The sequence below is a fragment of the Streptomyces sp. NPDC026062 genome (genome assembly GCF_055568375.1).
Genome location: NZ_JBVHOQ010000045.1, coordinates 1 through 12,381 on the forward strand (window position 1 = coordinate 1; position 12,381 = coordinate 12,381).

Sequence of the window (12,381 nt, forward strand, 5' to 3'; positions counted from 1 at the left end):
GCGGCGTCTATGCCTCGGCGCCCGCGGCGCCGCGGGGCCCCAAACCACACCTATTCCAACCTAGGGGGGGGGCGTGCTCCACGTCCCCCCCGCCCCGGGGGGGGGGGGGGGGGCGGGCCCCCCCCCCCCCCCCGCGGACGTCGATCGACGGGCTGTCAGACGGATGCCGAGTCCATGACGAGCACCGGCTCACCGGCCTTCTTCGGCGCGCCCCCCTTGTCGGCGCTCTTCTTCCGCTGTCGCAGTCGTCGCTCCAGCCAGCTCGCGAACGTGGTGAGGGCGAAGTTCACCGCGATGTAGATCACGGCGATGATCGTGAAGCACGCGATGGTGTTCGCGCCGTAGTTCGCGGCCATCGGCCGGACGGACGCCAGCAGTTCGGGGAACGTCATCACCGCGCCACCGAGGGCGGTGTCCTTCACGATGACCACGAGCTGGCTGACGATCGCGGGGAGCATGACGGTGACCGCCTGCGGCAGCAGCACGAAGACCATGGTCTGGCCCTTGCGCATGCCGATGGCCTTGGCCGCGTCGGTCTGTCCCCGGGGAAGGGACTCGATGCCGGCGCGCACGATCTCGGCGAGCACCGAGGCGTTGTAGAGCACCAGGCCGGTGACCACCGCGTACAGCGGGCGGGTGTCGGTGCTGATGTTCGTGTACTCCGAGTACACCGCATTCGCGATGATCATCAGGATCAGCACCGGAATGGCGCGGAAGAACTCCACGACCACACCGGACGGCGCCCGCATCCACCGGTGGTCCGAGAGCCGGCCGATTCCGAACAGGGCACCCAGCGGCAGCGCGATGATCAGCGCGAAGAACGCCGCCTTGAGCGTGTTCTGGAGTCCGGGCCAGATGTACGTCTCCCACGGCTGGGAGCTGGTGAAGAAGGGCTTCCACTTGATCCAGTCGAGCTGGTGCTTGGAGGCGAGACCGTCGTACACCCACCACACCACGGCTGCCGCGCCCAGCACGAACAGGACGGTGTAGAGGATGTTCCGCCGCTTGGCACGCGGCCCCTGGGCGTCGTAGAGGACCGAGCTCATCGCTTCACCGCCACCTTCTTGCTCACCCAGCCGAGGATGAGGCCGGTCGGGAGGGTCAGAACGATGAACCCGAACGCGAAGACGCACGAGATCAGGAGCAGCTGCGCCTCGTTCTCGATCATGCCCTTCATCAGGTACGAGGCCTCCGCCACCCCGATCGCGGAAGCGACGGTGGTGTTCTTCGTCAGCGCGATCAGCACGTTGGAGAGCGGGTTGACCACCGAGCGGAACGCCTGCGGCAGGATGATCAGCCGCAGTACCTGGGTGAAGCTCAGGCCGAGGGCGCGTGCGGCTTCGGCCTGGCCGACCGGCACCGTGTTGATGCCGGACCGCAGGGCCTCGCACACGAAGGCGGCGGTGTAGGCGCTCAGGGCGAGCACCGCGAGCCGGAAGTTGATGCTCGTGAAGCCGTCGCCGCCGAGCTTGACGCTGAGTGTCGAGAACAGGCCCAGCGACGAGAAGAGAATGATCACGGTCAACGGAATGTTCCGGATCACGTTCACATAGCCGGTCGCGAAACCGCGCATCAGGGGGACCGGACTGACCTTCATGCCGGCCAGGAGTGTTCCCCATATGAGGGAGCCGAGGGCGGAGTAGACGGTGAGCTGCACCGTCACCCAGAAGGCCCCCAACAGGTCGTAACCATCAAGAAAGTCGAACACGATCTCCCGCGCTTCCGCGTGTAGGAGGGCACGGCGCGCCGCCCTCAGTGGCGGCGCGCCCGGTCAACCCTGCTTCACTTGACGACGTTGCCGATCTTCGGGGCGTCCTCGTTCTTGTAGCCCGCCGGACCGAAGTTGGCGTCCACGGCCTTCTTCCACGAACCGTCCGAGACCATCTTGGTGAGAGCGTCGTTGATCTTCTTCTTCAGGTCGGCGTCTCCCTTCTTCAGGCCGATGCCGTAGTTCTCGTTGGTCATCTTGAAACCGGCCAGCTTGAACTTGCCCTTGTTGGCGTCCTGCGAGGCGTAGCCGGCCAGGATGCTGTCATCGGTGGTCAGCGCGTCGACAGCCTTGTTCTCCAGGCCGGTCAGGCACTCCGAGTAGCCGCCGTACTCCTGGAGCTCGGCCTTCGGGGCCAGCTTGTCGTGGACGTTCTGCGCCGAGGTCGAGCCGGTGACGGAACAGAGGTTCTTGTTGTTCAGGTCCTCGGGCGACTTGATGGAGTTGTCGTCCGCGCGGATCAGGATGTCCTGGTGGGCGAGGAGGTACGGGCCCGCGAAGTCGACCTTGGCCAGCCGCTCGTCGTTGATCGAGTACGAGGCGGCGATGAACTTCACGTCACCGCGCTCGATCGACGTCTCACGGTCGGCGCTCTTGGTCTCCTTGAAGTTGATGTCCTTGGCGTCGTAGCCCAGTTCCTTGGCCACGTACGTGGCGACATCGACGTCGAAACCGGTGTACTTGCCGTCCGGGGTCTTCAGGCCGATACCCGGCTGGTCGATCTTGATACCGATCGTGATCTTCTTGCCGCCGCCCGAACCGGACGCGTCGTCCTTGTCGTCGGAACCACAGGCGGTGGCGGTCAGGGCGAGGGCGAGCACGGCGGCCGAGGCGGCGGTGACCTTACGAAGCTGCATGGTGATATTCCCTAGAGTTGACGCGATGTGAGTGATCGGCCGGTCCGGTGACCGGCGTCGAAGGCTCCATCAGTGGTGAAGGATCTTCGACAGGAAGTCCTTGGCCCGGTCACTGCGCGGGTTGCTGAAGAACTGGTCGGGCGTGGCCTCTTCGACGATCTTCCCGTCCGCCATGAAGACGACGCGGTTGGCCGCGGAGCGGGCGAATCCCATCTCGTGCGTGACGACGACCATGGTCATGCCGTCGCGGGCGAGCTGCTGCATGACTTCCAGCACCTCGTTGATCATCTCCGGGTCGAGCGCGGAGGTCGGCTCGTCGAAGAGCATGACCTTCGGGTCCATCGCCAACGCCCGTGCGATCGCGACACGTTGCTGCTGGCCGCCGGAGAGCTGGGAGGGGTACTTGTCGGCCTGGGTCCCGACCCCCACCCGGTCGAGCAGTGAACGCGCCTTGTCCTCGGCGGCCTTCTTGTCCGCCTTGCGGACCTTGAGCTGGCCGAGCGTCACGTTCTCCAGCACCGTCTTGTGCGCGAAGAGATTGAACGACTGGAAGACCATGCCGACATCGGCACGCAGCCTCGCCAGCTCCTTGCCCTCCGCGGGCAGCGGCTTTCCGTCGATCGAGATCGCGCCCGAGTCGATCGTCTCCAAGCGGTTGATCGTGCGGCACAGCGTGGACTTCCCGGACCCCGAGGGCCCGATGACGACCACGACCTCGCCACGGGCGATCGTCAGGTCGATGTCCTGGAGCACATGCAGCGCGCCGAAGTGCTTGTTGACGTTGCTCAGCACGACCAGGTCGTCGCCGGCCGCGGGCGCGGCGTCCTCGACACCCTTGGTCACTGAAACTCCGCTCATCGGCTTCTTGCTCCGTCCTCCTCGGTTGGGAAGGACCTTAGTGACGCAGTGCGACCAGCGTCATTACATCTGAGCGGAAATTGAGCATAACGATCCGGCTGCAACCGGACACTCCGTGTGAACGGGACGCCCTGCCGGACCCCCGGGGCGTACCGGGTGCATAACGGAAACCTCGATGCAACGGAAGGGGCCTTGACTGGTCCACCCGTCATCGGAGTGGATGCCCTGGTACACCCTGACGTGAAACGCCCCGGTACGGGGAAGTAACCGGAGGTGTACGTGACCGTACAGACATCGCACATCGGGAGAGGGGGGCCATGAGACTGCTGCTCGTCGAGGACGACAACCACGTCGCCGCCGCACTGTCCGCGATCCTCGCCCGGCACGGCTTCAAGGTGGTGCACGCCCGCAGCGGCGAGGAGGCCCTCCAGGCGCTCCTTCCCACCGAAACGGAACCCTTCGGCGTCGTGCTCCTCGACCTCGGTCTGCCCGACCAGGACGGATACGAGGTCTGCGGGAAGATCCGCAAGCGCAGCTCCGTGCCCGTGATCATGGTGACGGCACGGGCCGACGTCCGCTCACGGATCCATGGACTCAACCTCGGCGCCGACGACTACGTGACCAAGCCGTACGACACCGGCGAACTCCTCGCCCGTATCCATGCCGTCAGCAGGCGCAAGTCCGGCACCGAGGACACCGCTCCCACGTCCGTCGCGGCCCTGCGCCTGGGGCATGTGCACATCGAGCTGCCGACCCGCCGGGTCAGCGTCGACGGAAGCGAAGTCCAGCTCACCCGCAAGGAGTTCGACCTTCTCGCCCTCCTCGCCCAGCGCCCCGGTGTGGTGTTCCGCCGGGAACAGATCATCAGCGAGGTGTGGCGTACGAGCTGGGAGGGGACGGGACGCACGCTGGAGGTGCACGTCGCCTCCCTGCGCTCCAAGCTGCGGCTGCCCGCCCTGATCGAGACCGTGCGCGGGGTCGGGTACCGCCTCGTCGCCCCGTCCGCGTAGAAGGCGTACGTTCCCCTTGCGCACCAGGCTGCTTCCGCTGCTCATCGTCCTCATGGCGGGCGTCCTGCTCGCGCTCGGCTTCCCGCTGGCCGTCAGCGTGGCGGCGGCCCGGCAGCAGGGCGTCGTGATCGACCGCATCGACGACACGGCGCGCTTCGCGGCACTCGCCCAGTTCATCACCGAACGCACCAGCGGCCACGACGAGCGGCGCCGTACGCTGCAGGGCGAGCTGGAGACGTACGACGCCGTCTACGGCATCCGGGCCGGGGTCTTCTACCGTGACGACTCCGCGATGGCCAAGGCGCCGGGCTCCTGGCGGCTGCCCGTCGAGGGCGAGGGCCGAGAGGCCTTCAACGAGGCGCTCCTCGGACGCCGCAGCCACGATCCGCCCCAGGTCTGGCCCTGGCAGGACGGCCGTGTGGTCGTCGCCTCGCCCGTCGTGCGGGACGGTGATGTGATCGCCGTCGTCGTCATCGACTCGCCCACCGACCAGATGCGGGCCGCCACGCTCCGCGGCTGGCTGCTGATCGCCGCGGGTGAGGTGATCGCGATGCTGGTGGCCGTCGGTGCCGCGAACCGGCTCACCGGCTGGGTGCTGCTCCCCGTACGGACGCTGGACGCCGTCGCCCACGACATCGCCAGCGGCCGGATGCGCTCCCGGGTCGCGGCGTCGGGCGGCCCGCCGGAACTCAGGCGCCTGGCCCGTTCGTTCAACGAGATGGCCGACAACGTCGAGGACGTGCTGGAGCAGCAGCGCGCCTTTGTCGCGGACGCCTCGCACCAGTTGCGCAATCCGCTGGCGGCGCTGCTGCTGCGGATCGAGCTGCTCGCCCTCGAACTCCCCGAGGGAAACGAGGAGATCGCCTCCGTGCGTACCGAGGGCAAACGCCTCGGCCAGGTGCTCGACGACCTCCTCGACCTGGCGCTGGCCGAGCACGCCGGTACCGAACTGCAGCTCACGGACATCGGAGCCCTCAGCGCCGAACGGGTCGCCTCCTGGCGGCCGGTGGCGGAAGAGAAGGGCGTACGGCTGCGTGCGGCCGGCATGGGGGCCGTCACCGCCTGGGCGGATCCCATCGCCCTGTCCAGCGCGCTCGACGCCATCATCGACAACGCCCTCAAGTTCACCCCCGCGGGCGAGGAGGTCCGGGTCACCGTCGCCGCCAAGAGCTCCTGCGTGACCGTGGTGGTGGCGGACGGCGGACCGGGGCTCACCGAGCAGGAGCTGGAGCGCGTCGGAGACCGGTTCTGGCGCAGTTCCCAGCATCAGAACATACGGGGCTCCGGCCTCGGCCTCTCCATCTCCAAGGCACTCCTCGCCGCGAGCGCCGGCTCCCTCGCCTGCGAGCGCAACGAACCGCACGGGCTGCGCGTGACGGTCTCGGTGCCGCGCAACGGGCCGCAGGGCTGAGGCGGCTGAGCGGGGATCCGACGGGGTGGGCAGGCGGAGCGGGGTTTCGCCGGGCTGAGCAGGCTGCCGCCGGGCTGAAGCGGGCTTCCGCCGGTGTGGGACGGCTCAGGGGGCCTAGGGCTTGACCGAGCGGTAGTAGCGCTTGGCCCCCTCGTGCAGCGGCAGCGGATCCGTGTAGATCGCGGTCCGGAGATCCACCAGCTGCGCGGCGTGCACCTCCCGCCCGATCCGGTCCCGGCTGTCGATCACCGTCCTGGTGAACGCCTCCGTCAACACCGGGTCCGTGCGGTCCGTGGTCACCAGCACGTTGGCGACCGCCACCGTGGGCACGGCCTGGCCCTGCTGCGCGCTGCGGTAGGCGTCCGCGGGCATCACGGCCGAACGGTAGTAGCGCGTGGCCCCACCCGCCCCCTGGAGCTCCCTGATGAGCGGGTCCTCCAAGGGGATGAGCCGGATCGAGAACCGGTCCGCGAGATCCGCCACCGCGGTCGTCGGCAGCCCGCCCGACCAGAAGAACGCATCGAGCCGGCCCTCCTCCAGCAGCTTCGGCATCGTGTCGATCCCGGCCGGCACGGCCGTCACATCGTCGACGGGGTTCAGGCCGGCGGCCGTCATCAGCCGGTCGGCGACCAGCCGCACACCCGAACCGGGCTGCCCGACCGCGACCCTCTTGCCGCGCAGATCCGCGACCTTGCGGATGTCCGAGCTCCGGTTCACGACCAGCTGGATGTAGTCGTCGTACAGCCGGACACAGCCGCGCAGCCGGTCGGCACCCTGCTTGTGTCCGCGGATGTAGGCGGCGAGGGCATCGGTGGTGGCGATGGTGAAATCGGCCTTGCCCGTCGCGACCCGGGCGATGTTCTGCTGCGAGCCCTCGCTCGTCTGCAGCCGTATCGACACCTTGGGGAGGTCCTTGGCGAGCGCACCCTTGAGCCGCTCTCCGTAGCGCTCGTAGACGCCGCTGCGCACCCCGGTACTGAACGTCAGGGTCCCGGTCGGCGCCGGGGAGCCGATGGGGAGCAGCCACCAGAGCAGCAGTCCGAGCACGACGACGAGGGCGGCGCCCGTCCGAAGGGGGCGACGCCGGGCGATTCGGGACAGTCCTGCCGGGAGCATGGCGGCGATCCTGCCAGGTGGTTCCCCGCCCTGGCCAGGGGCGCCGGCGGATCCGCCCGCCGGGGGAGGGGCGCCGGTGCGCGGTCCGGAAGCCGCCCGCGGCGGGAGGTGTCCGGGCAGCGCCTACCCTTGTCGCATGAGCAGCGGCAACCGGAGCGAAGCAGTGGACGTCAGAAAAAGCTATGAGGTGCGCACCTACGGGTGCCAGATGAACGTCCACGACTCCGAGCGGCTGTCGGGGCTGCTGGAGGACGCCGGCTATGTGCGGGCGCCCGAGGGCTGCGACGGTGACGCCGATGTCGTCGTCTTCAACACCTGCGCGGTGCGGGAGAACGCCGACAACAAGCTCTACGGCAACCTCGGCCGGCTCGCCCCGATGAAGACGAAGCGTCCCGGGATGCAGATCGCGGTCGGCGGCTGCCTCGCGCAGAAGGACCGCGACACCATCGTCGAGCGCGCGCCCTGGGTCGATGTCGTCTTCGGCACGCACAACATCGGCAAGCTGCCCGTGCTCCTGGAGCGCGCCCGCGTCCAGGAGGAGGCGCAGATCGAGATCGCCGAGTCCCTGGAGGCGTTCCCCTCGACGCTGCCCACCCGCCGTGAGTCCGCGTACGCCGCCTGGGTCTCGATCTCCGTCGGCTGCAACAACACCTGCACCTTCTGCATCGTCCCGGCGCTGCGCGGCAAGGAGAAGGACCGGCGTACCGGCGACATCCTGGCCGAGATCGAGGCCCTGGTCGCCGAGGGCGTCTCCGAGATCACGCTGCTCGGCCAGAACGTCAACGCGTACGGCTCCGACATCGGCGACCGGGAGGCCTTCTCCAAGCTGCTGCGGGCCTGCGGGAGGATCGATGGCCTGGAGCGGGTCCGCTTCACCTCGCCGCACCCGCGTGACTTCACGGACGACGTGATCGCGGCCATGGCCGAGACGCCGAACGTGATGCCGCAGCTGCACATGCCGATGCAGTCGGGCTCGGACACGATCCTGAAGGCGATGCGGCGCTCGTACCGGCAGGAACGCTTCCTCGGCATCATCGACAAGGTGCGGGCCGCGATGCCGGACGCCGCGATCTCCACCGACATCATCGTCGGCTTCCCCGGTGAGACCGAGGAGGACTTCGAGCAGACCATGCACGCGGTCCGCGAGGCGCGTTTCGCCAACGCCTTCACCTTCCAGTACTCCAAGCGCCCCGGTACCCCGGCCGCCGACATGGACGGGCAGATCCCCAAGGAGGTCGTCCAGGAGCGGTACATGCGCCTGTCCGCCCTCCAGGAACAGATCTCCTGGGACGAGAACAAGAAGCAGGTCGGCCGCACCCTGGACGTCATGGTCGCGGAGGGCGAGGGCCGCAAGGACGGCGCGACCCACCGTCTGTCCGGCCGCGCGCCCGACAACCGCCTGGTCCACTTCACCAAGCCGGACGAGGACGTACGGCCCGGCGACGTGGTGACCGTCGAGATCAGCTACGCGGCCCCGCACCACCTCCTCGCCGAGGGCGCGCCCCTCGGGGTCCGGCGGACCCGGTCGGGGGACGCCTGGGAGAAGCGCACCGCCGCTGCTGCCGCCAAGCCGGCAGGCGTCATGCTGGGCCTGCCCGGGATCGGCGCCCCGGCACCGCTGCCCGCGGCCTCGGCGCCGGGCTGCGGCTGCGACTGACGGACGTACCGCCTGGCTGACGGGCGTACCGCTCCCGGAGCGGACGTGCCCGGACAGTACGCTGCCCAGCATGCTTGTAGCCGCCGCTGTCTGCCCCTGTCCGCCCCTGCTGGTCCCCGCTGTCGCCGCCGGTGCCGCGCCCGAGCTCGATGGAGCGAGGGCCGCGTGCACCGACGCCCTGGGCGTGCTCGCGGCCTCCCGGCCCGATCTGCTGGTCGTGGTCGGGCCGGCGGACCTCGCGGGCAGGGGCCCTCATCCCGAGGGCGCCGCCGGTGGCTTCCAGGAGTTCGGCGTGGACCTCGACGTACGGCTGGGGCGGGACCTGGGCGCGGTCGTCGAGCGCCCGCTCCCGCCGTCGCTCGCGGTCGGTGCGTGGCTGCTGGCGCGCACCGGATGGGCGGGCACCCCGGTCGAGGCGCTCGGGGTGGGTGAGCAGCTGGAGACCGGCCGCTGCACGGAGGCGGGGCGCGGGCTGGCCGCGCGCGCGGACCGGGTCGCGCTGCTGGTGATGGGCGACGGCAGTGCCTGCCGCACCCTGAAGGCGCCCGGCTACCTCGACGAGCGCGCCGCGGGCTTCGACGCGACGGCCTCGCGCGCGCTGGGGACGGCGGACACGGGCGCGCTGATCGCGCTGGACGAGGCGTCGGCGTACGAACTCAAGGCCGCGGGCCGCGCGCCCTGGCAGGTGCTGGCGGGGGCGGCCGAGGGTGCCGGGATGGACGGCAGGCTGCTGTACGACGACGCACCGTACGGCGTCGGCTACATGGTCGCTGCCTGGTCCTGACCCCCTCGCACAGCCGGAAGGCGGGACGGCCGCGGAACGAGAGCGTTCCGCGGCCGTCCCGCGTTCCGCGGCCCGGTGTCAGGAAGCGGGCGGCGGCGGAGTGCTGCCCGGTGCGGGCGGAGTGCCGCCCCCGTCCTTCTGGGCGAGCCGGTCCACGGCACCCTTGGCCTTCTGCGTGCCGGACACGATCTTGTCGCTGTACTTGCCCTTGGTCTTCGCGTCCACTGTCCGCGCGGCTTTGTCGAGCCCCTGGTCGATCTTGTCCCCGTGCTGCTGCGCAAGGTCGCTCACCTTGTCCTTCGCCGGGCTCAGCTTCGCCTTCAAATTGTCCATGAAGCCCATCGGACACCTTCTCTGCTGGGGGCTGCGTGCGCGTGTTCTCTCCGGTCCCCGTACCCGCCCTGCGCTTCCGTACTCTCCGGCCACGGCATCGGCGCTGTGAGAGGACAGGCGGCGGAACCATGAGAAACCACCCGTATGTGGACACCATTTTACTCGGAGGTGCGCGCCGAGGGGCCGGCCGCACGGCGCGCACCTCGCCCATTCGGGAACGGCCCCGAGGTTTGCGAGACTGGGGCGGTGAGAAGTCCAGTTCCCGCACCGCGGGTCATCGCCGTCGTCGGTCCCACCGCAGCCGGAAAGTCCGACCTGGGGGTGTTCCTCGCCCAGCAGCTCGGGGGCGAGGTGGTCAATGCCGACTCCATGCAGCTCTACCGGGGGATGGACATCGGCACCGCCAAGCTGACGCTCGACGAGCGCGGGTCCGTCCCTCACCGGCTGCTGGACATCTGGGACGTCACCGAGACCGCCAGCGTCGCGGAGTACCAGCGCCTGGCCCGCACCGAGATCGACCGGCTGCTCGCCGAGGGGCGTACGCCCGTCCTGGTGGGCGGTTCCGGTCTGTATGTGAAGGGCGCGATCGACGCCCTGGAGTTCCCCGGGACGGACCCGGAGGTCCGCGCCACGCTGGAGGCGGAGCTGGCCGAGCAGGGCTCCGGAGCCCTGCATGAGCGGCTGTCCGCGGCCGACCCCGAGGCGGGCCGCGCCATCCTTCCGAGCAACGGCCGGCGCATCGTGCGGGCCCTGGAGGTCATCGAGATCACCGGCAAGCCCTTCACCGCCAACCTTCCGGGCGACGACGCGGTCTACGACGCCGTCCAGATCGGTGTCGACGTGGCGCGCCCGGAGCTGGACGAGCGCATCGCGGTACGGGTCGACCGGATGTGGGAGGCCGGACTCGTGGACGAGGTGCGCGCGCTGGAGGCACTGGGACTGCGGGAGGGGCGCACCGCCTCCCGGGCACTCGGCTATCAGCAGGTGCTCACAGCCCTGGCGGGGGAGTGCACGGAGGAGGAGGCGCGCATCGAGACCGTGCGCGCCACCAAACGCTTCGCGCGCCGCCAGGACTCCTGGTTCCGCCGCGACCCGCGCGTCCACTGGCTCAGCGGTGCCGCGGAGGACCGCGGACAGCTCCCGGGGCTGGCGCTGGCGTTGGTGGAACAAGCGGTGACGGCCTGACGCTCGGGCCGGGAGATCGCTGACGTACAGGAACCGTCTCTGCCGGGTGGTGCCTCATGAGTGGCTGCGGGACGGTTCCGGTGCGGGCTGCGACGTCCGGTCCTGTCGGGGAAGCAGGAGCGGTGTGGTCAGGATGAGCAGTCCCGCGAACGCGAGCGCGGTGCGTGGGCCGGTGACGTCGGCGAGCAGCCCGGCGAGCGCGGTGAGGGCGGCGACGGACGCCTGCTGGCCGATCGACCAGGCCGACAGGGTGCGGGCGACCAGATGCCTGGGAGTGTTCTCGAGCCGGTAGGTGGCGAGGACCGGGCTGTACAGGCTCATGTTGATGATGATGGCCAGCTCGACGGCCATCACGGTGACGAGGCCGACGGTGCCGGGGCGGACGAAGGCCAGGCCGATCAGCCAGACGGCGCGCAGGGTGCCGACGGTCCGGAACACCCGGTGCCGGCCGAAGCGGGCCACGACCCGTCGGGCCAGCCGGGAGCCGATGAGTCCGCCCAGGCAGGGGACGGCGAAGACGAGGGCGTACTGCCAGGGCGGGTACCCGAGCCGGCCGAGCAGAAGCACGGCGAGCAGTGGCTCGGTGGCCATGACCAGACCTGCGACGAGCAATTGGTTGAGGTAGAGCGGCCGCAGACCGGGGTGGCCCATGATGTGCCGCCAGCCGTCGAGCAGCGCGCCCGCCCGGACCGGGTTCTCGCCGGACGGTCGCGGTGTTTCCTCCCGGCCTCGGATCGCGGTGATGCCCAGGGCGGACAGCAGGTAGCTGAGCGCGTCGGCCACCACGGTGGTGACTGGTCCGAACAGGCCGATCGCCGCCCCGCCCAGCGGTGGTCCCACCGCGATGGAGCTCCAGTTCGTGGATTCGAACCGCGCGTTGGCGACCAGTAGGTCGTCCGGTCGGACAAGGTCCTTGAGACAGGCGCCGCCGGCCGCGTTGAAGGCGATCCTGGCTGCGGCGACCACGGCCGAGACCACGAGCAGCTGGACGAATCCGAGCCATCCGAAGGCGTAGGCGACAGGGATCGTCGCCATGGCGGCGAACCGGGCCAGGTCCATCATGATCATGACCGGGCGCTTGCGCCGGAACTCGACCCACGGCGCGAGCGGCACCGCGATCAGCGAACCCACCGCAGGCCCCACCGCCGACAACGCCGACACCTCGGCGGGGCCGGCATGCAACACCGTCACGGCGATCAGCGGCAACGCCCCGAACCCCAGCCCGGACCCGTACGCGCTCACCGCATACGACGCCCACAGCCAGCCGAACCGCCGGCCCAGCCGTCTCCTGCCCACCATGCCCGACGCACCCCCTTGAGATCCCGCCCGAACAAACCGACGTTGACCGGTGAGAGGTAATCGGGAAGGACAACAGCAGGTCAAACAACTGACATGCCAGCCA

12 protein-coding genes are annotated in these 12,381 nt (G+C 69.7%); 5 read left to right on the forward strand and 7 right to left on the reverse strand.

All coding sequences use genetic code 11. From position 1 onward, the window contains the following. Positions 1-155 precede the first annotated feature (155 nt). The 4 genes from ACZ4LX_RS31290 to ACZ4LX_RS31305 all read right to left on the reverse strand — a co-directional run bounded on the left by ACZ4LX_RS31290 (position 156) and on the right by ACZ4LX_RS31305 (position 3,483). A complete protein-coding gene (locus ACZ4LX_RS31290; RefSeq protein ID WP_467641593.1) occupies positions 156-1,046 on the reverse strand; it encodes an amino acid ABC transporter permease in 891 nt (296 codons plus the stop codon). Beyond that, the gene (locus tag ACZ4LX_RS31295) at positions 1,043-1,708 is read right to left on the reverse strand and encodes an amino acid ABC transporter permease (protein WP_467641590.1); all 666 of its coding nucleotides are present in this window, start codon (positions 1,706-1,708) and stop codon (positions 1,043-1,045) included. The genes ACZ4LX_RS31290 and ACZ4LX_RS31295 overlap by 4 nt, the downstream gene beginning before the upstream one ends. Positions 1,709-1,782: 74 nt before the next feature. Then, positions 1,783-2,625 carry a glutamate ABC transporter substrate-binding protein gene (locus ACZ4LX_RS31300; protein ID WP_467641587.1) on the reverse strand — a complete coding sequence of 281 codons (843 nt, stop codon included), beginning with the start codon at positions 2,623-2,625 and terminating at the stop codon, positions 1,783-1,785. Between the two features lie 69 nt (positions 2,626-2,694). Continuing rightward, on the reverse strand, positions 2,695-3,483 hold the full coding sequence (locus ACZ4LX_RS31305) for an amino acid ABC transporter ATP-binding protein (RefSeq protein WP_467641585.1): 789 nt from the start codon (positions 3,481-3,483) through the stop codon (positions 2,695-2,697). A gap of 317 nt (positions 3,484-3,800) precedes the next feature. Here ACZ4LX_RS31305 and ACZ4LX_RS31310 point away from each other — a divergent pair, with 317 nt between their 5' ends. Beyond that, the gene (locus tag ACZ4LX_RS31310; protein ID WP_467641582.1) at positions 3,801-4,493 is read left to right on the forward strand and encodes a response regulator transcription factor; all 693 of its coding nucleotides are present in this window, start codon (positions 3,801-3,803) and stop codon (positions 4,491-4,493) included. A 16-nt stretch (positions 4,494-4,509) separates the two neighbouring features. After that, positions 4,510-5,904, forward strand: a complete 1,395-nt coding sequence (locus ACZ4LX_RS31315) for a sensor histidine kinase (RefSeq protein WP_467641578.1) — start codon at positions 4,510-4,512, stop codon at positions 5,902-5,904. Between the two features lie 114 nt (positions 5,905-6,018). Here ACZ4LX_RS31315 and ACZ4LX_RS31320 read toward each other — a convergent pair whose 3' ends face one another. Next, on the reverse strand, positions 6,019-7,020 hold the full coding sequence (locus ACZ4LX_RS31320; protein ID WP_467641575.1) for a TAXI family TRAP transporter solute-binding subunit: 1,002 nt from the start codon (positions 7,018-7,020) through the stop codon (positions 6,019-6,021). 136 nt (positions 7,021-7,156) lie between these two features. Between ACZ4LX_RS31320 and miaB the strand changes: the two genes are divergently transcribed. Both miaB and ACZ4LX_RS31330 read left to right on the forward strand, forming a co-directional pair. Beyond that, positions 7,157-8,677: a tRNA (N6-isopentenyl adenosine(37)-C2)-methylthiotransferase MiaB gene (miaB, locus tag ACZ4LX_RS31325; RefSeq protein WP_467641572.1), complete on the forward strand. Its 1,521-nt coding sequence runs from the start codon at positions 7,157-7,159 to the stop codon at positions 8,675-8,677. Between the two features lie 70 nt (positions 8,678-8,747). Continuing rightward, a complete protein-coding gene (locus tag ACZ4LX_RS31330; RefSeq protein ID WP_467641569.1) occupies positions 8,748-9,461 on the forward strand; it encodes a class III extradiol dioxygenase subunit B-like domain-containing protein in 714 nt (237 codons plus the stop codon). A gap of 78 nt (positions 9,462-9,539) precedes the next feature. On the opposite strand, the gene ACZ4LX_RS31335 is transcribed toward ACZ4LX_RS31330, so the two are convergent. Then, the gene (locus tag ACZ4LX_RS31335) at positions 9,540-9,803 is read right to left on the reverse strand and encodes an antitoxin (RefSeq protein WP_326739259.1); all 264 of its coding nucleotides are present in this window, start codon (positions 9,801-9,803) and stop codon (positions 9,540-9,542) included. Between the two features lie 237 nt (positions 9,804-10,040). Between ACZ4LX_RS31335 and miaA the strand changes: the two genes are divergently transcribed. Beyond that, positions 10,041-10,979, forward strand: coding sequence for a tRNA (adenosine(37)-N6)-dimethylallyltransferase MiaA (gene miaA, locus ACZ4LX_RS31340; RefSeq protein ID WP_467641566.1), 939 nt, complete (start codon positions 10,041-10,043; stop codon positions 10,977-10,979). Positions 10,980-11,033: 54 nt separating this feature from the next. Here miaA and ACZ4LX_RS31345 read toward each other — a convergent pair whose 3' ends face one another. Beyond that, on the reverse strand, positions 11,034-12,278 hold the full coding sequence (locus tag ACZ4LX_RS31345) for an MFS transporter (RefSeq protein WP_467641563.1): 1,245 nt from the start codon (positions 12,276-12,278) through the stop codon (positions 11,034-11,036). Positions 12,279-12,381 lie beyond the last annotated feature (103 nt).